The sequence below is a fragment of the Paracoccus methylovorus genome (genome assembly GCF_016919705.1).
Classification (GTDB): Bacteria; Pseudomonadota; Alphaproteobacteria; order Rhodobacterales; family Rhodobacteraceae; genus Paracoccus; species Paracoccus methylovorus.
Map to the genome: position 1 here is coordinate 52,686 of NZ_CP070368.1, position 25,875 is coordinate 78,560.

The following is a 25,875-nucleotide window of genomic DNA, read 5'->3' on the forward strand; positions in this document are numbered from 1 at the left end:
CGCCGGCCAGTCGCGCTTACGCCGGGTCCTTGGCAAAGCGCAGATAGGGCAGCGTCTTGTTCAGCTGGCCGTATTTCGCCTCGGCTGCCGCGTCGTCCAGTGCCAGGGCCACGATCACGTCCTGACCCGGCACCCAGTTCGCGGGCGTGGCCAACGGCACGCCGTCGGTCTTTTGCACCGCATCCAGCGCCCGCAGGATCTCGGCAAAGTTGCGGCCCACCGACATCGGATAGGTCATGGTCAGCCGCACCTTCTTGTCCGGGCCGATGATGAAGACCGTGCGAACCGTGGCGGAATGCTGCGGTGTGCGCCCCTCGGTCGGCAGATAGTAATCGGCCGGCAGCATGTCATAGGCCTTGGCGACCGTAAGGTCGGAATCGTCGATGATGGCGAAATTTGCCGGGACACCGGCGACCTTTTCGATATCGGCCTTCCATTTGCCATGATCTTCGGCCGAATCGACCGAAACGCCCAGAACCTTGGTGCCGCGCTTCTCGAACTCGGGGATCAGTTGCGCCACCACGCCGAATTCCGTGGTGCAAACCGGCGTGAAATCGCGCGGATGCGAGAACAGGATCGCATAGCTGTCGCCGATCCAGTCGTGAAAGCTGATCGGGCCCTCGGTCGAATTCGCGGTGAAGTCGGGGGCAATGTCGTTGATGCGCAGGGACATGTCGGATCCTTTCGGTTGGTCTCCTGCGCCAAGATAAGTATCTGCGGCGATTTGTCCAACTCGATCAGTTCGGTCGTGATAAAATATTGCCTGCGGCTGCGGCTTGCAGCCCGGTCCCGTGGGTGCCAGTGTGCCGGAAATCACAGATCAATGGGAGGCTCTGATGGCCGGACTTGCCGACAAGCGGAAATTCTACATCAATGGCGAATGGGTGGCGCCCAGCCAGCCGCGCGACCTGGAAGTGATCGACCCTTCGACCGAAGAGGCGGTGGCGGTCATCAGTCTGGGCGGTCAGGCCGATACCGATGCAGCCGTGGCTGCGGCCAAGGCGGCCTTCCCGGCATGGTCGACCACACCCCCTGCCGAGCGGCTGGCCCATGTCGAGAAAATCCTGGAAATCTACAAGCGCCGTGCCCCCGACATGGCCGCCGCCATCAGTGCCGAGATGGGCGCGCCGCAGGATATGTCGCTGAACGACCAGACGGCCGCTGGCTCCTATCACATCGAAACCTTCATCGAGGCGTTCAAGAATTTCGAGTTCGTCCGCCCTCTGGGTCCGCATGCCCCGGGCAGCATGGTGGCATGGGAGCCGGTCGGCGTGGTCGGGCTGATCACCCCCTGGAACTGGCCGATGAACCAGGTCACGCTGAAGGTGATCCCCGCGCTTCTGGCCGGTGATACGGTGGTGCTGAAACCCAGCGAGATCGCGCCGCTGTCCTCGATCGTCTTTACCGAAATCGTGGACGAGGCCGGACTGCCTGCGGGCGTCTATAACATGGTGAACGGCGATGGCGCGGGCGTGGGCACGCAGCTTTCAACGCATCCCGACGTGGATATGATCAGCTTTACCGGCTCGACCCGCGCCGGGATCGCCATCACCAAGGCTGCCGCCGACACGCTGAAAAAGGTGGCGCTGGAACTGGGCGGCAAGGGCGCGAACCTGGTCTTTGCCGATGCCGATGACAAGGCGGTCACGCGCGGGGCGCGGCACTGCTTCAACAACAGCGGTCAGTCCTGCAATGCGCCGACGCGGATGCTGGTCGAGCGGTCCTTTTACGAAACCGCCGTCGAGCAGGCCAGGAAGGTGGCCGAGGAAACCGCCGTGGCGACGGCGCATCAGCCGGGGCGGCATATCGGTCCGGTGGTCAGCAAGCAGCAATGGGACAAGATCCAGGACCTGATCCAGAAGGGCATCGACGAGGGCGCCCGCCTTGTCGCCGGCGGTCCCGGCCTGCCCGAAGGCGTCAATCGCGGCTATTTCGTGCGTCCGACGGTCTTTGCCGACGTCACCAACGACATGACCATCGCCCGGCAGGAAATCTTTGGCCCGGTGCTTTCGATCATGCCCTTCGACAGTGAGGAAGAGGCGGTCGCCATCGCCAACGACACGATCTATGGCCTGACGAATTACGTCCAGACCAGCGATGGCGCGCGCCGCAACCGGCTGGCGCGCAAGCTGTGCGCAGGCATGATCGAGACGAACGGCAAGAGCCGGGGCAGGGGCGCGGCCTTCGGCGGCGTCAAGGCATCCGGCCGTGCGCGCGAAGGCGGCGTCTGGGGGCTGGAGGAGTTCATGGACAGCAAGCAGATCAGCGGTTGGGACCCGGATGCCTGATCGGGTTGGGCCGTCTTTCGGGGCGGCCCTTTTCCTTGCCGCTACGGCATTTCTGCAATCCATTGAGTTGTCGGGGTGCTGTAGCTCTTTGTTCTTGCGTATTTTCATGCGCAAAACCGGTATCCACCGTTGCTGAAAATGCTATAGCATCCGCGCCATGAAGGGTGAGGGGAGCGCATAGATGAAAAACATCCTGATCACCGGCGGCGGCAGCGGTATCGGCCGCGTCACGGCCCGCCGGTTTCTTGAGGCCGGCTGGCAGGTCGGGCTGATCGGACGCCGCGAAGCAACGCTGGTCGAGACGGCGGCGGGCCATCCGGGCGCGTTGGTCCTGCCCTGCGATGTGACGGATGAGGCTGCGGTCGATGCGGCCTTTGCCCGCGCGGTCGCGGAATGGGGCCGGCTGGACGTGCTGTTCAACAATGCCGGATCGATCCTGATTTCGCGCCTCATCGACGAGATTTCATGGCAGGAGTGGCGCGGCATCGCCGGGGTGAACATCGACGGCATGTTCCTGTGCGCCCGCGCGGCATTCCGGCAGATGCGGCGGCAGGACCCGATGGGCGGGCGGATCATCAATAACGGCTCGATCGCTGCCGAGGCACCACGTCCCGGCTCGGTTCCCTATACGGTGTCGAAACATGCGGTGACCGGGCTGACGCGCACCCTGGCACTGGACGGGCGGCCCTTCAACATCGCCTGCGGCCAGATCGACGCCGGCAATGCCATGACCGAGATGGTCGAGGCCGTGGTGACGCGGGGCGCGCCGCAGGCCGATGGCTCGGTCCGGGTCGAGCCGGCGATGGATGCGGCCAATGTGGCTGATGCGGTGCTGCATATGGCCAGCATGCCCGAAGGCGCGAATGTGCTGCATATGACCGTGATGGCGACGAACATGCCCTTTGTCGGGCGCGGCTGACGGGCGGCAGGGATTGAATATGCGAAAGGATACGGAATGAAGCTGCTTCGCTATGGCCCGCCGGGTCAGGAAAAACCGGGGCTGCTGGATGCCGAAGGCCGCATCCGCGACCTTTCCGCCCATATCCCCGATATCGCCGGCGATGCGCTTACCCCGGCCGGGCTGGCAAGGATCGCGGCGCTGGATCTGGACGGGCTGCCCATCGTCTCAGGCCAGCCGCGGCTGGGAGCCTGCGTCGGCCATGTGCCGAAATTCGTTGCCATCGGGCTGAACTACGCCGATCATGCGGCCGAGGCCGGCCTGCCGGTGCCGACCGAGCCGGTGGTGTTCAGCAAATGGACCAGCTGCATCATCGGGCCGGACGACGATGTCGTGATCCCACCCGGGGCGCAGAAAACCGATTGGGAGGTGGAACTGGGCGTGGTCATCGGCCAGCGCGCCAGCCAGCTTGCCGAAGCGGCGGCGCTGGATCATGTCGCGGGCTATTGCGTGGTCAATGACATCAGCGAGCGGGAATGGCAGGCCGAGCGCGGCGGCACCTGGGACAAGGGCAAGGGTTTCGACACATTCGGCCCGATCGGTCCCTGGCTCGTCACGCGCGACGAGATCCCCGATCCACAGGCGCTGGATCTGTGGCTGGAACTGGACGGTCGGCGCTGTCAGGAGGGTTCGACCCGGACGATGATCTTTGGCGTGGCCGAGATTGTCGCCTATTGCTCGCGGTTGATGACGTTGTTGCCGGGGGATGTGATCACCACCGGCACGCCGCCCGGTGTCGGCATGGGGCAAAAACCACCTGTGTTCCTGAGGGGCGGCGAAGTGATGCGGTTGGGCATTACCGGCCTGGGCGAGCAGCGCCAGAGGGTGCGGCGCTCTGATTAACGGCACGGTCGCAGGGGTATTTGAGCAACGAAGAAGCAGCCGGTAGTTCTGAGCCGGGCGAGGGTTTTGCCGCCGGTTGGGTGTGAGGTTGTTGAGGTGCTGTCTTTCAGCTTTCGGCGGCCAGGGTTTCAGCGAGCGATTCCGTGCGGGTGAAATAGTCGGGCGACAGCCGCAGCACCCCCGGCAGGTCCATCAGCACCCGGCGCAGATGCCCGCGTATTGCTGTTTCGGCGCGGTCGGGGTCGCCGGCGGCGATGGCCAGGGCCAGGTTGCGATGCTGATCCAGCATGATGTCCTTGGGCGTCATTGCGGCCAGCAGGTGGCGGGCGCGGTCCAGATGCATCTTCATTTGCTGCAGGTGGCTCCAGACCATTGCCTTGCCCGCAATCCCGGCCAGAGTGGCGTGGAATTCCTCGTCTAGCTGGGTCAGGGCGGCGGGGTCGGATTCGGCCTCTTGCCGGGCGATTTGGCAAAATAGCGCCTCGTGGTCCTGCGGCAGTGCCTGAACCGCAGCCAGGCGCACGATGTCGGATTCGACCGATTCGCGAATGAAACGCGTGCAGAGCACCCATTCCATGTCGATCGGGGTCACGAATGTGCCGCGCTGTGGTCGGATTTCCAGAAGCCCCTCGCCGGCGAGGCGGATGAAGGCCTCGCGCACGGGCTGGCGCGACAAAGCGTATTGACCGGCGATTTCCTGTTCGGAGAGCCGTGTGCCGGGCGGCAGTTCGCCACGAATGATGCGTTTGCGCAGACGGGTGTGCAACTGTGCCCCGAAGGGCGTTTGCGCCGCCGTTGCGGCAAGGGTTTGCGGCGATGCGGGGTCCATGTATCCTCCCTGTCCCGCATTAGTTCGGAGATCGACCTTGCGTCAACCTTATGGGCTGGGATGGAAGCTCATCACCGTGGTCTGGCGGTAAAGCTGGCCGGGTTCCAGAATCGTCGTGGGGTAGGCTGGATGGTTCGGCGCGTCGGGCCAAAGCTGCGATTCCAGCGCGATGCCGGCGTGGCGGCCATAGGGCCGGCCGTCCACTCCGGCCGCGCCGGGCGTCAGGTGCTGGCCGGCATAGACCTGAAGGCCGGGTTCGGTTGAGCGCAGGCTCATCATCAGCCCACCTGCCTGAAGCACGGCAACCTTGCGCGGTGTGGTCCGGCGTTGCGTCGAGATGCAGAGGTTATGGTCGATCCTCGGCCCGCCAAGTCGCCCGCCCAGCGTGACAGGGCTGCGGAAATCCAGATGCGTCCCTTGAACCGGGGCGGGCGCCCCAAGCGGGATCATATCGGCATCCACCGGCAGGTAGTTTTCGGCCGGGACGGTCAGCCTGTGATCCGCCACGGTTTCCGCGCCGTCGAGATTGAAATAGCTGTGCTGGGCGAAATTGCACAGGGTGGTGTCCTCGGACGTGGCAAGTATCGTCAGCATCAGGATAGGGCCGGGAAGGATGGAATAGGTCGCCCGGATCAGCATCGCGCCGGGAAAGCCCATATGTCCCGAAGGCAGATAATCGGCCAGCGCCACCGAGCTTTTGTCCCAATCGGCCAGCATCCAGTTGCGGGTGCCGCAGCCGTCGCTGCCGCCGTGCAACAGGTGGCGTCCGTCCTGGTTACGGTCGAGCTGCCATTCATGTCCGTCAATCATGGCACGGCCTTGGGCAATGCGATTGGCATAGCGTCCGATCACCGCACCGAAATAGCGGCCTTCGTCCAGATAAGGGTCCAGTTCGGGAAAACCCAACACCAGAGAATGACCCACTCCGGTCAGCCGCAGATCCTGAAGCGAGGCGCCCAGCGTGATGAAAGAGGCCGTCAGCCCGTGACCCGAGATCGTTGCCCGCATCACCGGCCTGCCATCCGCAAGCGTGCCGAATTTTTCCGGCATCAGACTTTGACCGGTGGTTCGGGCCGGCCTTGCGTGCCGGGGTCCAGCAACCATGTCCGGCCATCCTGCGGGCCGTGCACGCCCTCGGCTGCGCTGGTGACGATCAGTTGCGAAAGATCAGGCCCGCCAAAGGCCGGGCAGCTTGGTTGGCTGGCTGGCAGGGTCAGGCGGTGCAACAGGCGGCCGTCGGGGGCATGGCAGGCGACCGAGCCGCTGCCCCAGCGGGCGTTCCAGAACCGGCCCTGCCGGTCGGTGACGGCGCCATCGGGAAACTGGTCGGTGCCTGTCAGGTCCAGAAACACCTGCGCCTCGGCAGAGGGCCAGCCGTCTTCGTCCAGATCTTGCGACCAGACGGTTTGTGCGGCGGTGTCGGCGAAATAGGCCAGACGCCCGTCAGGAGAAAAGCAGATAGCATTCGGGATGGACATATTTCCCCGCAACAGGCGCAGTTCGCCGCCAAAATACCGATAGATCGCGCCTTTTCCAGCCCCGGCATCATGCGCCATGGTTCCGATCCAGAATCCCCCCAAGGGATCGGCCCGCCCGTCGTTCGAGCGGTTGTGGGGCCGGTCTGCCTCTAGCGCGACCAGCCGTTCCCGGTGGCCGTCACGCAGGCCAAAGCGGATGAGCTCGGTTTCGCTGGCGATCAGCAGGTGGTCGCGGTCGATCCAGCCCGCAGCCGAGACCATTTCTTCGAACTGCCATTCCAGCTCGGTCCCGTCCTGACGCGACATGAGCTTGCGGCCAAGGATGTCGAACCAGAAGGGCTGGGCGCGTTCGGGGTGCCAGAATGCGCCTTCGCCCAAGGTGCAGATGCGCGGGTCGAAGACCTGCGCGCTCATGCCAGTGCCTGCAACGCCGCCATGATCGCGCGTGCGCGGGCGGTGACCGTCTGGGCGCTGTCGCCGGGGCGATAAAGGGCACTGCCGATGCCAAAGCCCTGCGCCCCGGCCTGCCACCATTCGGCAAAGTTTTCGGGGCCCGCGCCCCCAACGGCATAAACCGGGATGTCCTGCGGCAGCACTGCGCGCAGCGCCCTGAGCGTGCCGGTGCCGGCCTGATCGGCTGGAAACAGCTTCAGCCCCGTCGCGCCCGCGGCGATGGCGGCAAAGCATTCGGTGGCGGTAAAGACGCCGGGCCAGGATTGCAGACCCCGCGCCCGGGTCGCGCGGATCACCGCCGGATCGGTGTTGGGCGAGACGATCATCCGCCCTCCGGCATCGGCCACGCGCGCGACCTGATCCACCGTCAGCACCGTGCCCGCGCCGATGGTCGCTTGCCCGGACAGCGCGGTCGCCATCAGGCGAATGCTGTCCAGCGGATCGGGCGAGTTCAGCGGCACCTCGATCCGGTCGATTCCGGCCTCAAGCAGGGCATGGGCGATGGGCAGGGCCTCGGGCGGGGTCAGCCCGCGCAGGATGGCGATGATGGGTTGGGTCATGTTTCCCCCTGCAAGTGAAGGCCGGCAGCGGTGAGCCCGGCCAGAGCCAAGGCTGCCCCATCCTTTTGACATGCCTGCGCGCCCGCTGCCAGCAGCAGGGTTTGGTAAAGCCGCGTCAGGTCGGGTGCGCCTATGATCACGCTGGGCCCGGCCCGCCAGAAGTCCTGCGCCGCCGCAAGCTCGGCCCCGATCAGCAACCCCGAAAGCCGACCCGCTGCCTTTTCCGGGGACAGCCCGTGCAACAGTGCATCGGCGCGCAGGGCAAACAGCCCTGATTGCGCGGCGTGGAGGTCGGTCAGTGCCGATGCCCCTGCCTCGGCAAAGGCGGCCGGGTCGGGCTTGGCCGTGTCGATGGTCAGCCGCAGCACAGATTGCCGGGCGAGCAGCGAAAACAACTCTCCGGTCATGAAACTGCGGAAGCGTTCGACCCTGCCCTGCGACAGGCGGACCCATTTGCTGTGCGTGCCGGGCAGGCAGAGCGCGCCGTCGAAACCGGGGTTCTGGGCCAGAAAGCCGGCGATCTGGGTTTCCTCTCCGCGCATCACATCCGGTGGGGCGGCCTGCGACAGGCCGGGCAGGATACGAATGTCCAGCCGGGGGTCGCGGGCGGGGGCGTTGACCGCCTGCCGTGGGTCGATGGGCGGGCAGGGGACGGCGCGATACTGTGCCTCGACCCAGCCGCCACGGGCCCCGACCATGCCGCAGGCGATGATGCGCATCCGGCCCTGTTCGGGCAGCCAGTCGGCGATCAGGTCAAGCAGCGCCTGTTCGAACGCTGCCGGGGCAAGGCTGCCCATGCCGCGATCCGAGGCGCGAGAGGTAAGCACCTGCGCACCTTGCATCGCCCAGGCGCGCAGCCGCGTGGTTCCCCAATCAAGGGCGATCCAGTCGGGCGTCACGACTTGCTCTTGTTCGAGACGTCGAAGATCACAGCGGCCATCAGCACCAGCCCCTTGATGACTTGCTGATAGTCGATGCCGATGCCAAGGATCGACATGCCGTTGTTCATGACGCCCATGATGAAGGCGCCGACGACAGCGCCGATTACCGTGCCGACGCCGCCCGCCATCGAGGCGCCGCCGATAAAGACTGCCGCGATCACGTCAAGCTCGAACCCGACGCCGGCCTTGGGCGTGGCCGAGTTCAGCCGGGCTGCGACCACGATCCCCGCCAGCGCCGCTAGCATCCCCATGTTCACGAAGGTCATGAAGACCACGCGTTCCGAGTTGATGCCCGACAGTTTGGCGGCCTTGGAATTGCCGCCGATGGCATAGATGCGCCGGCCGATGGTCGTGCGCTCCGAGATAAAGGCGTAAAGCGCCACCAGAACCGCCATGACGATGAACACGTTGGGCAGGCCACGGAAATTCGCCAGCACCCAGGTCATCCAGATCAGCGCCAGAAAGATCAGCGCGTTCTTGACGGCGAAAAAGGCAAAAGGCTCGTCCACGATGCCCACGGCCTCTTCGCGCCGGCGACCACGGATTTGCAGCCACAGGATCGTCAGCGCCGCGCCCCAGCCCAGGACCAGAGACAGCGTGTTGGGCTTGTCGGGACCAAAGACGTCGGGAATGAAGCCCGAGGCGATCATCTGGAACTCGCGCGGGAAGGGGCCGATCGACTGGCCTTGCAGGGTCCACATTGTCAGGCCGCGAAACACCAGCATCCCGGCCAGCGTGACGATAAAACTGGGAATTTTCCAATAGGCGATCCAATAGCCCTGAATGCCGCCGATCACCGCGCCCGCGGCAAGGCTTAGAACCACGACGAGAGGGATCGGCAATCCCATCCTGACCACCATCAGCGCCGCCAGCGCGCCGACGAATGCCGCGACCGAGCCGACCGACAGGTCGATATGACCGGCGACGATGACCAGAAGCATTCCGACCGCCATGATGACGATATGGCTGTTTTGCAGGAACAGGTTGGTCAGGTTTACCGGCCGGAACAGGATACCGCCGGTCACGACCTGAAAGAAGGCCATGATGACGATCAGCGCGAAAAGGATGCCATATTCGCGGATGTTGCGGCGGATGAAGCCGAAAGTATCGCCGCGGCGTTCGGTGGTCGTGTCAGACATGGGCGGCCTCTGCCTCGATTTCCTCGGGGGTGACGGTTTCGTCGGTCAGGTCGTTGCCCGATTGGATGATGACTTGCATGATGCGCTCCTGCGTCGCCTCGGACGTGGGCATTTCGCTGACCAGCCGCCCTTCGTTCATGACCAGAATGCGGTCGGTGATGCCCAACAGCTCTGGCATTTCCGACGATATCACGATGATCGATTTGCCGGCGGCGGCAAGGTCGCGGACAATGGTATAGATTTCATATTTCGCGCCCACGTCGATGCCGCGCGTCGGCTCGTCCAGGATCAGGATCTCGGGTTGGGCGAACAGCCATTTCGCCAGAACCACCTTCTGCTGGTTGCCGCCCGACAGGTTCACTGTCCTTTGCTCGACCGAGGGCGAGCGGATGTTGATGCGGTTTCGATAATCACGCGCCACCGCCCCCTCGCGCTGGCGGTCCACCACGCCGCGGTTCGAGACCCCGGCAAGATTGGCCAGCGGGATGTTGCGGCGGATCGTGTCATCAAGGATCAGGCCCAGCGACTTGCGGTCCTCGGTCACATAGGCCAGCCCGGCCTTGATGGCGCGCGGCACGGTGGACAGGTCGGCCGGCTTTCCGTGAACCGTGACCCGGCCAGATTTCCATTCGCCCATCGAGCGGCCGAACAGGCTCATGGCCAGTTCGGTGCGGCCTGCGCCCATCAGCCCGGCGATGCCCAGCACCTCTCCGCGCCGCAGGCTGAAACTGGCGCCCTTGACCAGTGGGCGGCCGTCGCGGGCCGGGTCGGCCACGGTCCAGCCTTCGACCTGCATCACCACCTCGCCGATAGTGGGCTCGCGCGGCGGATAGCGGTCGTGCATCGAGCGGCCGACCATGTCGCGGATGATCAGCGATTCACCGACCATCCCGTCGTGATGTGCCACCGTCGCGCCATCGCGCAGCACGGTGATACTGTCGCAGACCTGACTGATCTCGTTAAGCTTGTGCGAGATCAGAATGGCGGTCATGCCTTGATCGCGAAAGCTGGCCAACAGGCGCAAAAGCGCGTCGCTGTCATGTTCGTTCAGCGACGATGTCGGCTCGTCCAGGATCAGCAGATCGACCTTTTTCGACAGCGCCTTGGCGATCTCGATCAACTGCTGCTTGCCCATGCCCAGACCGCCGACCTTGGTTTCCGGGCTTTCGCGCAGGCCGACCTGCGCCAACAGCTCGGCGGTGCGGCGGTTGGTCTCGCGTCGGTCGATGATGCCATGCGCGGCGATCTCGTTGCCCAGAAAGATGTTCTCGGCAATCGACATCTGCGGCACCAGTGCCAGTTCCTGATGGATGATGACGATGCCCAGTTCTTCGCTGTCCTTGATCGAGCGATTGGCGACGGGCGCGCCATTATAAAGGATATCGCCCTGATAGCTGCCATGCGGATAGACGCCCGACAGCACCTTCATCAGCGTGGATTTCCCGGCGCCGTTCTCGCCGACCAGGGCGCGGATCTCGCCGCGCCGCACGGTCATGTTGACATTGTCCAGGGCTTTGACGCCGGGGAACTCTTTGGAAATCCCCCGCATTTCCAAAATCGCATCCATGGCCACCCCTTGCGATCATGCGGATGACGCTGCCGCAAGTTTTTGCGGCAGCGCGTGGGAAGTCACTTCAACTGGTCTTCGGTGTAATAGCCCGAGCCGATCAGCACATCGGTCAGGTTCTTTTCGGTCACGGCCACCGGCTCCAGCAGGTACGAAGGAACGGTCTTGACGCCGTTGTCGTAGGTTTCGGTGTCGTTCACCTGCGGTTCCTCGCCCTTCATCATGGCATCCACCATGCCGACGGTGACTTTGGCCAGTTCGCGGGTGTCCTTGAAGATGGTGGAATACTGCTCGCCCGATTTGATCGACTTGACCGACTGGATCTCGGCGTCCTGACCGGAGACGATGGGCATGGCCATGTCGCCTGAACCGTAGCCCACCCCCTTCAGCGAGCTGAGAATGCCGATGGACAGCCCGTCATAGGGCGAAAGCACACCGTGCAACTGCTTGTCGGTGAAGTTCGCCGACAGGATATTGTCCATGCGCGACTGCGCCGTGGCCGGGTCCCAGCGCAGCGTGCCGACCTTGTCCATGCCCATCTGCCCCGAGGGGATCACGACAGAGCCGTCGTCGATCAGCGGTTGCAGCACCGACATTGCGCCATCATAAAAGAAATAGGCGTTGTTGTCGTCGGGGCTGCCGCCGAACAGTTCCACATTCCATGGCTTTACGTCGGGAAAGCGTTCCTTCAGCCCGTCGACCAGCGTGGTGGCCTGCTCGACGCCGACCTTGAAGTTGTCGAAGGTGGCGTAATAGTCGATGTCGGGTGTGTCGCGGATCAGCCGGTCATAGGCGATGACCTTGATGTCGGCCGCCTTGGCATTGGCCAGCGCGTTCGACAGCGTGGTGCCGTCGATGGCCGCGATCACCAGCACGTTCACGCCCTTGGTGATCATGTTTTCGATCTGCGCCAACTGGTTCGGGATGTCGTCGTCGGCATATTGCAGGTCGGTCTGGTAGCCAGCGTCCTGGAACTGCTTGACCATGTTGTTGCCGTCGTCGATCCAGCGCGCCGAAGTCTTGGTCGGCATCGAGATCCCGACCATGCCTTCGGCCACGGCGATGCCGGGCAGCGAAAGCGCCGCCGCCGAGGCAAGCGCCAGGGCGTATTTCCTGAGGTTCAGCATGAGTCCTCCCTGTCGATATTGCCCGGATGGTGGCCGCCTCCACGACCTTGGTCCAGCCGGTGCTTCCCCCTTTATGCGCGGGACGCGGAACACGAGGGGTTTCTGCGTCGATTCCGCGCCGCGGCGGCGGTCATGGACCACCAGCACGAACGCGAGGCTATTCCGGGGCGATATGTCCGTCAATCATGCAGAACGGCGGTTTGCATATCGAAAAAGATATGACGCTGGCGAAGATAGCCGGAAACAGGCGGGAACGCGTCAGCCTGATGCATCCTAGGTGTCGGCGCGCAGGTCGGACCAATCGGGATGGCGCTGGAATTGGGCGCGGACATAGCTGCATGCCGGCACGATCAACACACCCCGTGACCGCGCATCCGCCACCAGCCGCTGCACCATCGCCGCAGCCGCCCCCGAGCCGCGCATGGCATCGGGTGCGTAGGTATGGTCGGCAACGATGATCCCCGGCCCGCCGGAATGCCATGTCAGTTCGGCCTCGCCTTCGACGCCGGGCAGGGTGACGACATAGCGGCCGGAACTGCCGTAATCCTCATGCGCAATCTGGATGGTCGGTTGTACCATGGGTTCCTCCGTCACTTCTTGCTGCCATAACGCTGAACGGGCGGGTTTCGGTCCCTTCCCTTGTCGCGACGCTGCGGAAGGGTGGCCGTAAAGTCATAGCGGCTGAAGGTGCTGCGGCCGATGCTGACTCCGGAGCGGTCGGGAATCCAGCGTCAAGGCCCGGCGCAATTCGGACGAGAGCGGGCCGGCAAGCCGTTCAAGCCTGGCGATATCGACCTCGATGCCGCCCATGCCGTCCTTGATGGCGCGCAGCCCGGTCGGGTGCCAGTTCCCACCCAGCCGCCGCTGAATCTCCAATGAGTTCGAACTGTTGTCGAGCGGCAGGCGCAGATGCTGATCGAGGTGCACATAAATCGGAGCGGGAGGCTGGGCCGAGCCGCTGGCCAGATCGCCAACCAACCGCAGCCCGCGGTTGAACTGTGGTTGCGTGTGCAGCGGCGCCTCACCCAGGCCGACAGCCAGTTCAAGCAACCGGCGGCGGGAAATATAGCCCAGTGTCGGCTGGGGTGAAGGATGGGCAGCGGTCTCTCCCGCGGGCGGCGATCCGGTGTCTTTGGCCGAACAGGCCAGTACCGCGGCAAGGGCAGCCAAGGCGCGCGCCTCGGCATTCCCATCAGGCGGATTTTGGGAGATCGGCATCGGGGCACAGTTTTCGGATGGCGGCAGGGCGGTCTGGATCATCTCGCACATGATATCTTCCAACCGGTCCAGCCGTTCCATCGCCTCGCGCATGGCAACGCGAATCCTGTCCAGGTTGTCGGCGCTCGTGCGATCGCTGCGCAGCCGGGAGACTCCGCCCTTTTGGTCAGATTTTCCCGGGTTTCCTGCCGTTTTCGCCATCCTGCCTTATTGCCAGCCCGACTGAGTTACTGGCGATTCTATGGCCGTAAATGGCGGATGACCATATGCGCCATGTCGGGTTGCAAGAACCCGCCGATGCCCGGATCAGGCGCGCTCGGAATACTCGAAAAGCTCGGTGTTCACCACGATATCCTCATCCGTGCCGACGAAAGGCGGGATCATGACGCGCAGGCCGTTGTCGAGGATCGCCGGTTTGAAGCTTTTCGCGGCGGTCTGGCCGTTCAGCACCGGTTCGGTCTCGACCACACGGCAGATCACTTTCTGGGGAATGCGAACCGACAACGCTTCGTCCCCGTAATATTCGACCGCGGCAACCATGCCGTCTTGCAGGAAGGGCCGCCGTTCACCCAGCAGATCCGCGTCGATTTCGGTCTGCTCAAAGGTTTCGCTGTCCATGAAAACCAGCTTGCCGTCGGTTTCATACAGGAATTGCTGGTCCTTGGTTTCCAACTGGACCTGCTCGACCCGGTCTTCCGAGCGGAAGCGTTCATTCAGTTTGCGGCCGTCGCGCAGGTTCTTGAGTTCGACCTGCGCAAATGCCCCGCCCTTGCCGGGTTTCACGTGATTCACCTTGACCGCCGCCCAAAGTCCGCCGTCATGGTCCAGCACGGCACCGGGCTTGATTTCATTGCCATTAATTTTGGCCATTCAGGATCACCTTGAAAGTATTGGGGGATTTCCGGCTGCTCGCGCCTTGAACCGGGGTCGTGCGCACCTATATCCATTGCCGGGCCTCAGGGCAACCAAAAGGCGTTTCGCACGTTGTCAAGGGTGCCTGCGAATTTCTGCATATCGCAAGATTGTTGCTTTTGGCTGCTATTTTGCGTATCTGCTGGGGTTTGCGCCCCATGCATGGCGGTCATGCGTCAGGAGGCATACCGAATCACGGCATGGATCGGCTAAGCCGGCTAATGCCGCCTATGAGGCAAGATAAAGCAGCAGCCTTGGTATTGGTCAAGGTGCGGGGGCACCGCAAGAACAACAGGATAATGATGATGCGCGATTTCGTGGATGGCTCGGCTTTTAATTTTGAACAGGGGCAGAGGGCCCGCAAGCTTTTTGCTGCTGTCGTATTGGCCGCGCTGGATGATGCGATCGCCGATGACAAAAAATACGGCAATGGGCCTGATCAGATTGCACGTTGGGCACGCTCGCGCGATGGGCGCGAGGTTTTGTCCTGCGCCGGTATCGACCCGAACGAACGTGTCGTGAAGGGCCTGATGGAATTCGTGGCCAAGGGCGTGCGGACCTCGGTCGCGCTGTCGCGCGAGGAAAGCGAACGCCGCCACGCCGCTGAAGAGGCAGAGGCCGCATAAGCCTGTCCGCCGCGCATGCATGGCCGTCCTGCGGGGCGGCCTTTTTCTTTATCGGAAAAGACTTAGCGCCAAGGGCGCGATGATCGCGGTTAGCACCGCGTTCAGTCCCATGCCGATACCGGCAAAGGCGCCGGCGGTCTCATTGACCTGAAATGCGCGCGCTGTGCCGATGCCATGCGCCGCGACGCCCAGCGAAAAGCCTCGGGCCCGCCAGTCGCGAATCTTCAGCAGATTCAGCAGCGGCGTGGCGATGATCGCGCCAAAAACGCCGGTCAGCAGCACCAGAACCGCGGTGATCGTGGGTTCTCCGCCCAGCCCTTCGGCGATGCCGATGGCGACGGGGGCAGTGGTGGATTTCGGTGCCAGGCTTGCCAGCATGACATTCGACAGCCCGAAAGCCTTGCCGATGGCCAGCGCCGTGACAACCGCCGTGAAAGAGCCGGCCAGCAGCGCCGCCGCCAATGGCACCACGGCCCTTCTGACGCGGCGCAGGTTGTCGTAAAGCGGCATTCCCAGCGCGACAGTGGCCGGGCCCAGCATGAAATGCACGAATTGCGCGCCCTCGAAATAGGTCTGATAGCTGGTTTCGGTGACCCACAGCACGCCTGCCAGCAGGATGACCGCGCAAAGCACCGGATTGGCCCAGCTTTGCCGGCCCATGGCGCGAAAGAAGGTATCGCCCAGCCAATAGGCGATCAGCGTTGCCGTCAGCCACAGCAGGGGGCCTTGGGTCAGATAGCTCCAGATTAGCGCCGCGTCAGTCATTCCTCGGGCCCGCCCATCCATTTGACCGCGGCGCAGAACACCAGTGCCCCGGCCGCGATGGCCAGCGCCGTCGACACCGTCAGCGCGAGCACGACCGCCAGCCCGTCGCTGCGAAATTGGTTCAGGTGCGCCACGACGCCGACGCCAGCCGGCACGAAGAACAGCGACAGATGGCCAAGAAGGCCGGCGACGACGGGGCGCAGCATCTCGGCCAGCCTGGGGCGCAGGCTGCATGACAGCACCAGAAGCAGCAGGCCCAACACCGGGCCGGGCAGCATCAGGCCCAGGCCGCGCGCGGCGACCTCTCCGATAAGCTGAAAGACCAGAATGATGGCAAGCGCGGGAATCATACCGGCCAGACTAGCATCGGATTTGTAGTGGTGAACCCTTAAATCTTGTGGATAACCGCCCAGCCCCTGCCATATCTGGGGGTTTGTGTTGACTTGAGGCGGTGGATGGCCAAGAATCCAAGGCATCTTAACGATCCTGTGGACACTCATATTGCGTTTTGACCGCCTGCGCCTGAACGGTTTCAAGAGCTTCGTGGACCCGACCGATCTGGTCATCCACGAGGGTCTGACCGGCGTGGTTGGTCCCAACGGCTGCGGCAAGTCGAACCTGCTGGAGGCGCTGCGCTGGGTCATGGGCGAAAACCGTCCCACCGCCATGCGCGGCGAGGGGATGGAGGACGTGATCTTTGCCGGCACCGCCCGCCGCTCTGCCCGCGCCCATGCCGAGGTCACGCTGACCATCGACAACAAAGAGCGCCTTGCCCCGGCCGGGATGAACGACAGCGATGCGCTGGACATCACCCGTCGGATCACCCGCGACGCCGGTTCCGCCTATCGCATCAACGGCAAAGAGGTGCGGGCGCGCGATGTGCAGATGCTGTTCGCGGACGCCTCGACCGGGGCGCATTCGCCGGCGCTGGTGCGGCAGGGGCAGATCTCGGAACTTATCAACGCCAAGCCCAAGGCGCGGCGGCGGGTGCTGGAAGAGGCGGCGGGGATCTCGGGCCTTTATCAGCGCCGGCACGAGGCCGAACTGAAGCTGAACGGGGCCGAGGCGAACCTGACGCGGGTCGACGATACGCTGGATCAACTTTCCACGCAGGCGGCCAGCCTTGCGCGGCAAGCCCGCGCCGCAGCACGCTATCGCGAAATCGGCGGTGCGCTTCGCCGTGCCGAGGGCGTGTTGCTTTACCGCCGCTGGGCCGAAGCCGATCAAGCCAAGGCAGCGACGGCCGAGGCGCTGCGCGAGGCGATCCGCGCCGCTGCCGAGGCCGAGGCACATGCGCGCCGCGCCATTGCTGCCCGTGAAGAGGCCGAGGAAAAGCTGCCGCCCCTGCGCGAAGAGGAACAGGTCGCCGCCGCGATCCTGTCCCGCGCCACCGTTGAACGCGAGGCGCTGGATGAGGCCGAGGCTCGTGCCGCGCAAGCGATACAGGTGCTGCTGGCACGGATTGCCCAGCTTGACCGCGACATCGAACGGGAATCGGCGCTGAACCGCGATGCCGGCGAGGTGGTCGAGCGGCTGGAATGGGAAAAGCGCGAGTTGGACAAGGCCGGGCATGGGCATGAGGGACGGCTGGAAACCGCCGGCGCCGCCGCTGACGAAGCCGCCGATGCCCTGCGCGAGGTCGAGGCCAAGCTGGCCGAATTGACCGATGAATCGGCCCGCCTTGCCGCTCGTCACCAATCCGCCGAGCGGCTGGCCCATGATCTGCGCCAGATGCAGGAACGGGCCACCCGTGCGAGCGTCGAGGCCGAGGCGGCCGCAGCCCGCGCCCTGGATACCGGTGCCGAGGCCCAGGCGGCGCGTGAAACGGCCGAAGAGGCGCAGGAGATCGCCCGCGAACGCGTCGAGGCCGCCGAAGAGGCGCTGGCTACCGCCGAGGAAACCCGCACTGCGCTGGAGGCCGAGGAATCCACCGCCCGTGCCATCCGGGCCGAGGCCGAGGGCGAGCTGTCGGCGCTGAATGCCGAGATGGCGGCGGTGAAACGGCTGGTCGAGCGTGGCCAGACCGGCGGCTCGATCCTTGATCTGGTCCGCGTGGCGCGTGGCTATGAGACCGCTTTTGGCGCCGCGCTGGGCGACGATCTTGGGGCGGGTTTGGCCGGTGACGGTTCAGGCTGGCACTTGCTGCCCGGTTACGATGCGCCGCAACCTTTGCCTGCCGGTGCCGATCCGCTGGCGCCCCATGTCAAAGGACCCGAGGCGCTGGCCCGCCGCCTGTCTCAGGTCGGGCTGGTCGCGGATGCGGCCACGGGTGCTGCGATGCAGACGGCCCTTGCCCCCGGCCAGCGTCTGGTCACGCGCGAAGGCGATCTGTTCCGCTGGGACGGGATGCGGGTGATGGCGGGCGAGGCGGCGTCCTCGGCCGCGCTGCATCTGCAAAAGGTGAACCAGCTTGCCGAACTGACCGAGCAGGCCGGGGCGGCGCAGGCCCGCGCCGATGCGGCGCAAGACGCGCATCAGGCGCTGCGCGACCGTCATCTGGCCGCGACCGAGGCCGAGAAACGTGCCCGTGATGCCCGGCGCGAGGCCGAGCGCGGGCTGTCCGATGCCGTGCGCGCCGTGACGCGTGCTGAATCCGAACTGTCCATGGCGCAAAGCCGTGCGGAATCCGCCCGCGCCGAACTGGCCCGGCACCGCGAAGATGCGCTGGATGCCCGCGCCCGTCTGGCCGAGGCCGAGCGGGCCTTGGCCGAACTGCCCGACCGCGGCGCGGCTGCCGCGGCGCTGGAATACGCCCGCACCGGGGTCGAGGCGGCGCGCATCGCCACCCTGACCCGCCGCAGCGGGCTGGATGAGTTGCGGCGCGAGGCCAATGCGCGCACCAAGCGCCTGCAAGAGATCGCCAAAGAGGAATCCGGCTGGCGGCTGCGGCTGGATCAGGCCGGCACGCGCGCCGCCGAGCTTGCCGCCCGCCGCGAACAGGCTGCCGACGAACTGGAAGAGGCCGAGGCCCAGCCCGAAATTCTGGCCGAGCGTCGCGGCGCGCTGACCGAGGCCGAGGCGCAGGTCGCTGCCCGGCTTGCCCGTGCCCGCGCCGCGCTTTCGGCAGCCGATCAGGCGTTGCGTTTTGCCGCCGAGACCGAACGCGAGGCCGAGCGTGCCGCCTCGGACGCCCGCGAAACCCGCGCTGCCCGCGAGGCCCGTGCCGAAGCCGCCATCGAGGCCGAAGCCGCCGCCCGCCTGCGCATCCATGAAGAGGTCGAGGCCACGCCAGAATCGCTGCGCGAGTTGCTGGGCGAGGTCGAGGAGATCGCCCCGGACGCGCTGGAGGATCAGATCGCCCGCCTGCGTCAGAGCCGCGACGCCTTGGGCGCAGTGAACCTGCGCGCCGACGAGGACAAACGCGAACTGGAAACCGAACGCGACCGGCTGAGCGGAGAAAAAGACGACCTGACCGAAGCGATCCGCAAGCTGCGTCAGGGAATCGGCAGCCTGAACCGCGAAGGGCGCGAGCGTCTGCTTGCCGCCTTCGACACGGTGAACCGGAACTTTACCACGCTTTTCACGCATCTGTTCGGCGGTGGCGAGGCGCGCTTGGTGCTGGTCGAATCCGACGACCCGCTGGAGGCTGGGCTGGAGATCATGTGCCAGCCTCCGGGCAAGAAGCTTTCGACGCTCAGCCTGCTGTCGGGTGGTGAGCAGACCCTGACCGCTCTGGCGCTGATCTTTGCGGTCTTTCTGGCCAATCCCGCACCGATCTGCGTGCTGGACGAGGTGGACGCACCGCTGGACGACGCCAACGTCACCCGCTTTTGCGACCTGATGGACGAAATGACGCGGCGGACCGAGACGCGCTTTCTTGTGATCACGCACCACGCCGTCACCATGTCGCGCATGGACCGGCTGTTCGGCGTGACCATGGTGGAACAGGGCGTCAGCCAGTTGGTCAGCGTCGATCTGAAACGTGCGGAAGCTCTGGTGGCCTGACGCGCAAACCGCTAATGAGCGCGCGATTTCGCGACGGAGAAGATGATGCGAACCTTGGCTCCCCTCGTGCTGGCGGTATTGTTGCAAGCGCCCGCCGCACAGGCGCAGGTCCTGGGCGATCCCGAGGTGATCCGCCTGATGATGATGGATTTCGGCGTGCCAGCCAAGCTGAGCACCGACGGCGCCGACGATCCCATGATCGAAAGCCGCATCGATGGCACGAGTTTTCAGGTCTATTTCTATAACTGTGAAAAGGCCTGCGGCGCGATCCAGTTTTCGGCCGGTTTCGATCTGCACGACGGAATGACCGAAACCATGGCCAATCGCTGGAACCGCGAAAATCGTTTCGGCAAGGTCTGGCTGGATGAAACCAGCGATCCCTTCATCGAAATGGATATCGGGGTTGCGGGCGACGGCATTGGGCGCAAGAATTTCGACGATGCGCTGGACACCTGGCGCATCGTGCTGAGCGATTTTCGCCAATACATCGACTGGTAGGAGAAGAGCATGTCCATCGAGACGAAACTGGCCGAACTGGGCATCACCCTGCCTGACGCGCCCGCACCGGCTGCGAATTACGTCCCCTATGTGATCACGGGCAGCCTGTTGTTCGTTTCGGGCCAGATCAGCCAGACCAAGGGTCGTCTGGGTGACGATCTGGCTGTCGAAGAGGGCGCCGAGGCCGCGCGCGGCTGCGGTCTGGCGCTGCTGGCGCAGGCACAGGCGGCGCTGGGGTCGCTGGACCGGGTGGCTCGGGTGGTCAAGCTGACCGGCTTTGTCAACTCCACGCCCGAATTCACCGACCAGCCCGAGGTGATCAACGGCTGTTCGAACCTGATGGTCGAGGTTTTCGGCGACAAGGGCCGCCACGCCCGCGCCGCCGTTTCGGCTCCCGCCCTGCCGCGCGGCGTCGCGGTCGAGGTCGAGGCGATATTCGAGTTCGCCTGATGGACCTTCACCCGGATTTCCTGCGTCTTCCCCTTGCCCATCGCGGGCTGCATGGGCCGGGCGTGCCGGAAAACAGCATGGCGGCCTTTCGTGCCGCCATCGCCGCCGGCTATGGCATAGAATGCGACATCCAGCGCGCTGCGGACGGCACGGCGCTGGTATTTCACGACGACGACCTGCCGCGCCTGACCGGGGTCGAGGGGCTGGTCAGCGCCATGGGGATCGACGCCCTGTCCACCCTGCGCATCATGGGAACCGCCGAGCCCATTCCGACCCTGCGCGAGCTTCTGGACGAAATCGCGGGGCAGGTGCCGCTGCTCATCGAGATCAAGGATCAGAGCCTGCGGTCCTCGGCCGAGGTGGGAGATTTGCAAGAGCAGGTGGCGCGGCTTCTGGCGGGCTATCCGGGCCCGGTGGCGGTCATGTCCTTCAACCCTCATGCGGTCGCCGCTTTTCACGCCGCCGCGCCGCAGGTGACGGTTGGGCTGACGACCTGCGGATACGAGGCCGGGGATTGGCCGACGCTGGATGCAGAGACCCGGAGCCATTTGGCGGCCATTGCCGATTTCGACCGGGTCGGGGCCAGCTTCATTTCGCATGATCGCAATGATCTGGACAATCCGGCAGTGACGGCGCTGAAGGCGTGCGATGTACCGGTGCTGTGCTGGACCGTGTGTTCGCCTGCGCAAGAGGCAACTGCCCGCCGTGTCGCCGACAATATCACATTCGAGAACTATCTGCCCGCCAAGCCCTGACAATCGCCCCGCCCGCGCCTATGTTTTCCGCCATGAGCGAGCTTGCCGTTTCCGTCCTGCCTGAAATTTCCGGGATCGACGCCGCCGATTGGGACGGTTGCGGGGCAGGCGCCAACCCCTTTACCACACATCGCTTCCTGTCGGCGCTGGAGCGGTCCGGCTCGGTCGGCGAGGCAACCGGTTGGCATCCCAGCCATCTGATCGCGCGGCTGGACGGCCGGGTCGCAGGCGTTGCGCCCTGCTACATCAAGACCAACAGTCAGGGCGAATACATCTTTGACCACGGTTGGGCGCAGGCTTACGAACGCGCGGGCGGGCGCTATTACCCCAAGCTGCAATGTGCCGTGCCCTTTACCCCGGTCACTGGCCCGCGGCTGATCGCGGACAGCCCGGCGGTTCAGCAGGCGTTGCTGGCGGCCATGGCGCAATTCGCGCAGCAATCGGGGCTTTCGGGCGCGCATGTCACCTTTTGCACCGAGGCTGAGGCGCAGTTGGGCGAGGCGGCGGGATTTCTGCCGCGCGCCAGCGAACAGTTCCACTGGCTGAATCAGGGCTATGAGACCTTCGACGATTTCCTCGCCCAGCTATCCTCGCGCAAGCGCAAGGCCATCCGCAAGGAACGCGAGCGGGCGCAAGCTTTCGGCGGCACCATTCGCAGCCTGACGGGGGACCGGATCCAGCCCGCGCATTGGGATGCATTCTGGGCTTTCTATCAGGACACGGGCGGGCGCAAATGGGGCCGGCCCTATCTGACACGGGCCTTTTTCGACATCCTGCACCAGACCATGCGCGACGACTGCCTGCTGGTTCTGGCCGAGCGCGACGGCCGCCCCATTGCCGGCGCGCTGAACCTGATCGGGCCGGACGGGCTTTACGGCCGTTATTGGGGCTGCACCGAGGATCACCCGTTCCTGCATTTCGAACTTTGCTATCATCAGGCCATCGACTGGGCCATTACCCATCGCCTGCCGCGGGTCGAGGCCGGGGCGCAGGGCGAACACAAGCTGGCGCGGGGCTATATGCCCACCCAGACCCATTCGCTGCATTGGGTCGCCGACCGCGGCTTTCACAAGGCCATTGCCGCCTATCTGCAACATGAACGCGAGGCGGTCGGGGAAGAGATGGAGATCCTGTCCGAGTTGGGCCCGTTTCGTCGCGGCTAGGCGCGCTTGACCAACCGGAACGCGGCCGATGCGCCCCAGCCTGCCGCCACTGCGATCGCCAGCGACATGATGCCATAGATGAACGGTTTTTCCAGCGCGAGACGATAAAGCCAGCGTTCCAGCCCGACCTTGCGCACCTCGATCGGGGCGCGGAAGGTGTCCATGACCATGCCGTCGCGCAACAGGAAGATGCGGGTGCTGTATATGCCCTCGACCAGATTGGCGGGCAGCCGGACATCGGCGCGGAACAGGGTCTGCTCGGCCAGATGCACGGCGCCGTCGTCCAGCCGGTAAACATCGGCTGCGTGGCGCAGGCGGATCAACGCCTCGGTATAGGGCACGGCGTCCTCGACCTCCATCGGGCCGGAAAAGGCGCGCATCGCCAGCGGGATCGAGATCCGGTGACGCTGATCCTCGGCCGGGGGAAGGATCTGGTGCAGGGGCCGCGTCGTCGTCACCACGTAAAAGCTGGGCGCCGCACCGATGCTGACCCGTCCGGTATTGACCCACACGCCAAGCCGGCGTTCCTTGTGGCGCACGGTCAGTGCCTGAACCGGGCCTTCCAGCGTGACGATCACCTCCAGCGGCTTGCCCGACGGGATCGGGGTTTCGCGCTTGATGGCGCCATAGATGATGATCTCGGACCCGTCGAAACTGGTGGTGATATCCACATCGTCGCGCGACAGCCCGGCGACGATCTGTTCGGCCGCGGGGGCAGGTGCCTGCGCCTTCAGCGGCAGGGCCAGCAGGATCAGCGCGAAAAGGGGGGAAAGCACGCGGCGGATCATCGCAATATCCCCACCGTGACCGAATAAAGCTCGTCCGGGGGCAGGAACAGATCCAGTGCCAGCTTGCCGCAAACGGCCAGCACCAGCAGCGCCAGCAGGATGCGCAATTGCTCGGCCCTCAGCCGCGCGCCCAGATGCGTGCCGATCTGCGCGCCCGTGACGCCGCCGACGATCAAAAGCACCGCCAGCATCACATCCACCGTGTTCGAGGAGACGGCATGCATCAGCGTGGTATAGGCCGACAGGAAAGTGATCTGAAACAGCGAGGTGCCGATGACCACCTTGGTCGGCATCCCCAGCAGATAGATCATCGCCGGCACCATGATGAAGCCGCCGCCGACGCCCATGATCGCGGCCAGCACACCCACGGCGGCCCCGACCATCAGCACCGGGATCGAGCTGATATAAAGCCCCGAGGCGCGGAACTTCATCTTCATCGGCCATTTATGCACCCAGCCGTGCTGGTGGCGGCGCATCGGCTTGATCGGCCCGCTGCGGCGCGAGCGGTGCAGCGCGCGCAGGCTTTCCTGCAACATCATCGCGCCGATCAGTCCCAGAAAGATGACATAGCAAAGCTGCACCACCAGATCGACCTGGCCCAGCCGCGACAGCATGTTGAACAGCAAAACCCCGGCCGAAGACCCGACCAGACCGCCGGCCAACAGCACCCAGCCCATGCGGAAATCCACGGTCTTGCGCTTTACATGCGCCAACACCCCGGAAAAGGACGAGGCCACGACCTGATTGGCGCCGGTTGCCACTGCGATGGCGGGCGGAATGCCGATAAAGAACAGCAGCGGCGTGATCAGGAAGCCGCCGCCGACGCCGAACAGGCCCGACATCAGTCCGACGATACCGCCAAGACCGATCAGCGTCAGTGCATTGACCGCCACCTCGGCGATGGGAAGATAGATTTGCATGTCCTGCCCGGCTTATTGCCTTATCCGGATGCTGCCCCGGCCACAGCCCTGCGTCAAACGCTTCCATGGCCGTTCCCGCGGGTTGTCGCAAGCCTGTGGCGCGGATAAAGCAGATGTGAAGGGCAGATATCGGCAAAGTCGCGGGCGACACGGGATAATGGCCCATCGCAACGGGCCGGACAGGGAAGATCATGCGCATTCTGATTACCAATGACGACGGCATCAACGCACCGGGGCTTGAGACGCTGGAGGCCATCGCAACCGAGGTGGCGGGGCCGGACGGCGAGGTCTGGATCGTCGCCCCGGCCTTCGAGCAATCCGGGGTCGCGCATTGCATAAGCTATGTCCACCCGACGCTGATCGCCGAGTTGGGACCGCGCCGGTTTGCCGCCGAAGGGACGCCCGCCGATTGCGTGCTGGCCGCCATCGCCGACGTGATGCGCGACAACCCGCCCGATCTGGTGCTGTCCGGCGTCAACCGCGGCAACAACTCGGGCGAGAACGTGATGTATTCCGGCACCGTGGGCGGCGCGATGGAGGCCGCGCTGCAGGGTCTGCCCGCCGTTGCCCTGTCGCAATACATGGGCCAACGCACCGCTGCGCTTGACGATCCGTTCGAGGCGGCGCGGGTGCATGGTCCGCGGCTGATCCGGCAGTTGCTGGATTATGGTGACTGGACCTCGGACCAGGATTTCCGGTTGTTCTACAATATCAACTTCCCGCCCTGCGATGCGGCCGGGGTGAAGGGGACGCGGGTCGCGCCCCAAGGGCGCCGGCAGGGCGTCCGTTTCGAGGTTGAGCCCTATCACGCGCCCAATGGGCGACGGTTCCTGTGGGTTTTGGGCGGTTCGCAGACCGCATCGGCCACACCAGAGAGTGACGTGGACGCAAACATGCGCGACTATATCTCGTTGACGCCGATGCGGCCGGACCTGACCTGTCACAAGACCCTGGCCGAATTGCGCGGCGTTCTCGAAGAGGGCTGAGCGAAAATGAGCGATGATCCCGAGACTGCCGAACGCAAGATGCGCTTCCTGTTCGCATTGCGGCAGCGCGGGGTCACCGATCCTCGGGTGCTGGAGGCCATGGAGCGTATCGACCGCGGCGAATTCGTCCGCGGTCATTTCGAGGATCGCGCCTATGACGACACGCCCCTGCCCATTCCTTGCGGCCAGACCATCAGCCAGCCCTCGGTCGTGGGGCTGATGACGCAGGCGCTGGAGGTCGGGCCGCGCGACAAGGTGCTGGAGATCGGCACCGGCTCGGGTTACCAGGCGGCGGTTCTGTCGCTGTTGTGCCGCCGGGTCTATACCATCGACCGCCATCGCCGGCTGGTGGCCGAGGGCGAGGCGCTGTTTCGCCATCTGGGACTGCCCAACATCACCGCCTTGGTTGCAGACGGCTCGCGCGGGTTGCCCGAGCAGGCGCCGTTTGATCGCATTATGGTGACGGCGGCCGCAGAGGATCCGCCCGGCCCGCTCTTGGCGCAGTTGAAGATCGGCGGTATCATGGTGGTGCCGGTCGGACAGTCGGATGCTGTCCAGACGCTGATCCGCGTGCGTCGCGGTGAAGACGGCTTTGATTATGACGAATTGCGGCAGGTGCGTTTTGTGCCGCTGGTCGAGGGGTTGGGACAAACATGACCCCCGGCC

At 64.8% G+C, this 25,875-nt stretch carries 27 protein-coding genes; 11 read left to right on the plus strand and 16 right to left on the minus strand.

Annotated elements, in window-relative coordinates:
* Nucleotides 1–16: 16 nt before the first annotated feature.
* Nucleotides 17–673 (minus strand): peroxiredoxin, encoded by a 657-nt coding sequence (locus JWJ88_RS00270; RefSeq protein WP_205294127.1) that lies wholly within the window; start codon nucleotides 671–673, stop codon nucleotides 17–19.
* Between the two features lie 163 nt (nucleotides 674–836).
* Between JWJ88_RS00270 and JWJ88_RS00275 the strand changes: the two genes are divergently transcribed.
* From JWJ88_RS00275 to JWJ88_RS00285, 3 genes are all read left to right on the plus strand, one after another.
* Nucleotides 837–2,288, plus strand: a complete 1,452-nt coding sequence (locus tag JWJ88_RS00275; protein ID WP_205294128.1) for an aldehyde dehydrogenase family protein — start codon at nucleotides 837–839, stop codon at nucleotides 2,286–2,288.
* A gap of 181 nt (nucleotides 2,289–2,469) precedes the next feature.
* Nucleotides 2,470–3,207, plus strand: coding sequence for an SDR family oxidoreductase (locus tag JWJ88_RS00280; RefSeq protein WP_205294129.1), 738 nt, complete (start codon nucleotides 2,470–2,472; stop codon nucleotides 3,205–3,207).
* A gap of 36 nt (nucleotides 3,208–3,243) precedes the next feature.
* Nucleotides 3,244–4,089, plus strand: a complete 846-nt coding sequence (locus JWJ88_RS00285) for an ureidoglycolate lyase (protein WP_205294130.1) — start codon at nucleotides 3,244–3,246, stop codon at nucleotides 4,087–4,089.
* 106 nt (nucleotides 4,090–4,195) lie between these two features.
* On the opposite strand, the gene JWJ88_RS00290 is transcribed toward JWJ88_RS00285, so the two are convergent.
* From JWJ88_RS00290 to efp, 11 genes are all read right to left on the minus strand, one after another.
* On the minus strand, nucleotides 4,196–4,918 hold the full coding sequence (locus tag JWJ88_RS00290; RefSeq protein WP_205294131.1) for a GntR family transcriptional regulator: 723 nt from the start codon (nucleotides 4,916–4,918) through the stop codon (nucleotides 4,196–4,198).
* A gap of 48 nt (nucleotides 4,919–4,966) precedes the next feature.
* On the minus strand, nucleotides 4,967–5,968 hold the full coding sequence (locus JWJ88_RS00295; protein WP_205294132.1) for an aldose epimerase family protein: 1,002 nt from the start codon (nucleotides 5,966–5,968) through the stop codon (nucleotides 4,967–4,969).
* Nucleotides 5,968–6,810: an SMP-30/gluconolactonase/LRE family protein gene (locus tag JWJ88_RS00300; protein WP_205294133.1), complete on the minus strand. Its 843-nt coding sequence runs from the start codon at nucleotides 6,808–6,810 to the stop codon at nucleotides 5,968–5,970. The genes JWJ88_RS00295 and JWJ88_RS00300 overlap by 1 nt, the downstream gene beginning before the upstream one ends.
* A complete protein-coding gene (locus JWJ88_RS00305; protein ID WP_205294134.1) occupies nucleotides 6,807–7,409 on the minus strand; it encodes a 2-dehydro-3-deoxy-6-phosphogalactonate aldolase in 603 nt (200 codons plus the stop codon). Before JWJ88_RS00305 ends, JWJ88_RS00300 begins: the two co-directional genes overlap by 4 nt.
* A complete protein-coding gene (locus tag JWJ88_RS00310) occupies nucleotides 7,406–8,308 on the minus strand; it encodes a 2-dehydro-3-deoxygalactonokinase (RefSeq protein ID WP_205294135.1) in 903 nt (300 codons plus the stop codon). The genes JWJ88_RS00305 and JWJ88_RS00310 overlap by 4 nt, the downstream gene beginning before the upstream one ends.
* Nucleotides 8,305–9,489: a multiple monosaccharide ABC transporter permease gene (mmsB, locus tag JWJ88_RS00315; protein WP_205294136.1), complete on the minus strand. Its 1,185-nt coding sequence runs from the start codon at nucleotides 9,487–9,489 to the stop codon at nucleotides 8,305–8,307. The genes JWJ88_RS00310 and mmsB overlap by 4 nt, the downstream gene beginning before the upstream one ends.
* Nucleotides 9,482–11,056 (minus strand): multiple monosaccharide ABC transporter ATP-binding protein, encoded by a 1,575-nt coding sequence (gene mmsA, locus JWJ88_RS00320; RefSeq protein ID WP_205294137.1) that lies wholly within the window; start codon nucleotides 11,054–11,056, stop codon nucleotides 9,482–9,484. Before mmsA ends, mmsB begins: the two co-directional genes overlap by 8 nt.
* A gap of 62 nt (nucleotides 11,057–11,118) precedes the next feature.
* Nucleotides 11,119–12,183, minus strand: a complete 1,065-nt coding sequence (gene chvE / locus JWJ88_RS00325; RefSeq protein ID WP_205294138.1) for a multiple monosaccharide ABC transporter substrate-binding protein — start codon at nucleotides 12,181–12,183, stop codon at nucleotides 11,119–11,121.
* Between the two features lie 273 nt (nucleotides 12,184–12,456).
* Nucleotides 12,457–12,762, minus strand: coding sequence for a GNAT family N-acetyltransferase (locus JWJ88_RS00330; RefSeq protein ID WP_205294139.1), 306 nt, complete (start codon nucleotides 12,760–12,762; stop codon nucleotides 12,457–12,459).
* Nucleotides 12,763–12,855: 93 nt separating this feature from the next.
* Entirely contained in the window at nucleotides 12,856–13,494 is a 639-nt protein-coding gene (locus JWJ88_RS00335) for a hypothetical protein (RefSeq protein ID WP_205294140.1), read from the minus strand.
* Nucleotides 13,495–13,707: 213 nt separating this feature from the next.
* Nucleotides 13,708–14,271: an elongation factor P gene (efp, locus tag JWJ88_RS00340; RefSeq protein WP_205294141.1), complete on the minus strand. Its 564-nt coding sequence runs from the start codon at nucleotides 14,269–14,271 to the stop codon at nucleotides 13,708–13,710.
* Nucleotides 14,272–14,618: 347 nt separating this feature from the next.
* On the opposite strand from efp, the gene JWJ88_RS00345 reads away from it, so the two are divergent.
* A complete protein-coding gene (locus JWJ88_RS00345; RefSeq protein WP_020951971.1) occupies nucleotides 14,619–14,939 on the plus strand; it encodes a DUF6280 family protein in 321 nt (106 codons plus the stop codon).
* A gap of 48 nt (nucleotides 14,940–14,987) precedes the next feature.
* On the opposite strand, the gene JWJ88_RS00350 is transcribed toward JWJ88_RS00345, so the two are convergent.
* Both JWJ88_RS00350 and JWJ88_RS00355 read right to left on the minus strand, forming a co-directional pair.
* Nucleotides 14,988–15,704 carry an LrgB family protein gene (locus JWJ88_RS00350; protein WP_205294142.1) on the minus strand — a complete coding sequence of 239 codons (717 nt, stop codon included), beginning with the start codon at nucleotides 15,702–15,704 and terminating at the stop codon, nucleotides 14,988–14,990.
* A complete protein-coding gene (locus JWJ88_RS00355) occupies nucleotides 15,701–16,180 on the minus strand; it encodes a CidA/LrgA family protein (protein WP_407673863.1) in 480 nt (159 codons plus the stop codon). Before JWJ88_RS00355 ends, JWJ88_RS00350 begins: the two co-directional genes overlap by 4 nt.
* Nucleotides 16,181–16,205: 25 nt before the next feature.
* On the opposite strand from JWJ88_RS00355, the gene JWJ88_RS00360 reads away from it, so the two are divergent.
* The 5 genes from JWJ88_RS00360 to JWJ88_RS00380 are packed head-to-tail and all read left to right on the plus strand — an operon-like array spanning nucleotide 16,206 to nucleotide 22,515.
* Nucleotides 16,206–19,649 carry a chromosome segregation SMC family protein gene (locus tag JWJ88_RS00360; protein ID WP_205294143.1) on the plus strand — a complete coding sequence of 1,148 codons (3,444 nt, stop codon included), beginning with the start codon at nucleotides 16,206–16,208 and terminating at the stop codon, nucleotides 19,647–19,649.
* 45 nt (nucleotides 19,650–19,694) lie between these two features.
* Entirely contained in the window at nucleotides 19,695–20,147 is a 453-nt protein-coding gene (locus JWJ88_RS00365; protein WP_205294144.1) for a YbjN domain-containing protein, read from the plus strand.
* Nucleotides 20,148–20,156: 9 nt separating this feature from the next.
* Complete coding sequence (locus tag JWJ88_RS00370) at nucleotides 20,157–20,597, plus strand: RidA family protein (RefSeq protein WP_205294145.1); 441 nt, start codon at nucleotides 20,157–20,159, stop codon at nucleotides 20,595–20,597.
* Entirely contained in the window at nucleotides 20,597–21,352 is a 756-nt protein-coding gene (locus JWJ88_RS00375) for a glycerophosphodiester phosphodiesterase family protein (RefSeq protein WP_205294146.1), read from the plus strand. The genes JWJ88_RS00370 and JWJ88_RS00375 overlap by 1 nt, the downstream gene beginning before the upstream one ends.
* A gap of 32 nt (nucleotides 21,353–21,384) precedes the next feature.
* Nucleotides 21,385–22,515: a GNAT family N-acetyltransferase gene (locus JWJ88_RS00380; protein WP_240200165.1), complete on the plus strand. Its 1,131-nt coding sequence runs from the start codon at nucleotides 21,385–21,387 to the stop codon at nucleotides 22,513–22,515.
* Here JWJ88_RS00380 and JWJ88_RS00385 read toward each other — a convergent pair.
* Both JWJ88_RS00385 and JWJ88_RS00390 read right to left on the minus strand, forming a co-directional pair.
* Nucleotides 22,512–23,303: a TIGR02186 family protein gene (locus JWJ88_RS00385; protein ID WP_205294148.1), complete on the minus strand. Its 792-nt coding sequence runs from the start codon at nucleotides 23,301–23,303 to the stop codon at nucleotides 22,512–22,514. The genes JWJ88_RS00380 and JWJ88_RS00385 overlap by 4 nt on opposite strands.
* The gene (locus tag JWJ88_RS00390) at nucleotides 23,300–24,223 is read right to left on the minus strand and encodes a sulfite exporter TauE/SafE family protein (protein ID WP_205294149.1); all 924 of its coding nucleotides are present in this window, start codon (nucleotides 24,221–24,223) and stop codon (nucleotides 23,300–23,302) included. Before JWJ88_RS00390 ends, JWJ88_RS00385 begins: the two co-directional genes overlap by 4 nt.
* Nucleotides 24,224–24,414: 191 nt before the next feature.
* Between JWJ88_RS00390 and surE the strand changes: the two genes are divergently transcribed.
* Nucleotides 24,415–25,209 carry a 5'/3'-nucleotidase SurE gene (gene surE / locus JWJ88_RS00395; protein ID WP_205294150.1) on the plus strand — a complete coding sequence of 265 codons (795 nt, stop codon included), beginning with the start codon at nucleotides 24,415–24,417 and terminating at the stop codon, nucleotides 25,207–25,209.
* A gap of 6 nt (nucleotides 25,210–25,215) precedes the next feature.
* Nucleotides 25,216–25,866 carry a protein-L-isoaspartate(D-aspartate) O-methyltransferase gene (locus JWJ88_RS00400; protein WP_205294151.1) on the plus strand — a complete coding sequence of 217 codons (651 nt, stop codon included), beginning with the start codon at nucleotides 25,216–25,218 and terminating at the stop codon, nucleotides 25,864–25,866.
* The last annotated feature ends 9 nt before the right edge of the window (nucleotides 25,867–25,875 follow it).

Excerpts from the sequence above, each read along its gene's own strand:
- JWJ88_RS00295 (WP_205294132.1), bottom strand. The coding sequence starts at position 5,968 with ATGCCGGAAAAATTCGGCACGCTTGCGGATGGCAGGCCGGTGATGCGG.
- JWJ88_RS00380 (WP_240200165.1), top strand. The coding sequence starts at position 21,385 with ATGAGCGAGCTTGCCGTTTCCGTCCTGCCTGAAATTTCCGGGATCGAC.
- mmsA (WP_205294137.1), bottom strand. The coding sequence starts at position 11,056 with ATGGATGCGATTTTGGAAATGCGGGGGATTTCCAAAGAGTTCCCCGGC.
- JWJ88_RS00305 (WP_205294134.1), bottom strand. The coding sequence starts at position 7,409 with ATGACCCAACCCATCATCGCCATCCTGCGCGGGCTGACCCCGCCCGAG.
- JWJ88_RS00400 (WP_205294151.1), top strand. The coding sequence starts at position 25,216 with ATGAGCGATGATCCCGAGACTGCCGAACGCAAGATGCGCTTCCTGTTC.
- JWJ88_RS00285 (WP_205294130.1), top strand. The coding sequence starts at position 3,244 with ATGAAGCTGCTTCGCTATGGCCCGCCGGGTCAGGAAAAACCGGGGCTG.
- JWJ88_RS00375 (WP_205294146.1), top strand. The coding sequence starts at position 20,597 with ATGGACCTTCACCCGGATTTCCTGCGTCTTCCCCTTGCCCATCGCGGG.
- JWJ88_RS00300 (WP_205294133.1), bottom strand. The coding sequence starts at position 6,810 with ATGAGCGCGCAGGTCTTCGACCCGCGCATCTGCACCTTGGGCGAAGGC.
- surE (WP_205294150.1), top strand. The coding sequence starts at position 24,415 with ATGCGCATTCTGATTACCAATGACGACGGCATCAACGCACCGGGGCTT.
- efp (WP_205294141.1), bottom strand. The coding sequence starts at position 14,271 with ATGGCCAAAATTAATGGCAATGAAATCAAGCCCGGTGCCGTGCTGGAC.
- JWJ88_RS00390 (WP_205294149.1), bottom strand. The coding sequence starts at position 24,223 with ATGCAAATCTATCTTCCCATCGCCGAGGTGGCGGTCAATGCACTGACG.
- JWJ88_RS00290 (WP_205294131.1), bottom strand. The coding sequence starts at position 4,918 with ATGGACCCCGCATCGCCGCAAACCCTTGCCGCAACGGCGGCGCAAACG.
- JWJ88_RS00270 (WP_205294127.1), bottom strand. The coding sequence starts at position 673 with ATGTCCCTGCGCATCAACGACATTGCCCCCGACTTCACCGCGAATTCG.
- JWJ88_RS00335 (WP_205294140.1), bottom strand. The coding sequence starts at position 13,494 with ATGCGCGAGGCGATGGAACGGCTGGACCGGTTGGAAGATATCATGTGC.
- JWJ88_RS00330 (WP_205294139.1), bottom strand. The coding sequence starts at position 12,762 with ATGGTACAACCGACCATCCAGATTGCGCATGAGGATTACGGCAGTTCC.
- JWJ88_RS00370 (WP_205294145.1), top strand. The coding sequence starts at position 20,157 with ATGTCCATCGAGACGAAACTGGCCGAACTGGGCATCACCCTGCCTGAC.
- JWJ88_RS00280 (WP_205294129.1), top strand. The coding sequence starts at position 2,470 with ATGAAAAACATCCTGATCACCGGCGGCGGCAGCGGTATCGGCCGCGTC.
- mmsB (WP_205294136.1), bottom strand. The coding sequence starts at position 9,489 with ATGTCTGACACGACCACCGAACGCCGCGGCGATACTTTCGGCTTCATC.
- JWJ88_RS00345 (WP_020951971.1), top strand. The coding sequence starts at position 14,619 with ATGCGCGATTTCGTGGATGGCTCGGCTTTTAATTTTGAACAGGGGCAG.
- JWJ88_RS00350 (WP_205294142.1), bottom strand. The coding sequence starts at position 15,704 with ATGACTGACGCGGCGCTAATCTGGAGCTATCTGACCCAAGGCCCCCTG.
- JWJ88_RS00355 (WP_407673863.1), bottom strand. The coding sequence starts at position 16,180 with ATGCCTTGGATTCTTGGCCATCCACCGCCTCAAGTCAACACAAACCCC.
- JWJ88_RS00385 (WP_205294148.1), bottom strand. The coding sequence starts at position 23,303 with ATGATCCGCCGCGTGCTTTCCCCCCTTTTCGCGCTGATCCTGCTGGCC.
- JWJ88_RS00275 (WP_205294128.1), top strand. The coding sequence starts at position 837 with ATGGCCGGACTTGCCGACAAGCGGAAATTCTACATCAATGGCGAATGG.
- JWJ88_RS00365 (WP_205294144.1), top strand. The coding sequence starts at position 19,695 with ATGCGAACCTTGGCTCCCCTCGTGCTGGCGGTATTGTTGCAAGCGCCC.
- chvE (WP_205294138.1), bottom strand. The coding sequence starts at position 12,183 with ATGCTGAACCTCAGGAAATACGCCCTGGCGCTTGCCTCGGCGGCGGCG.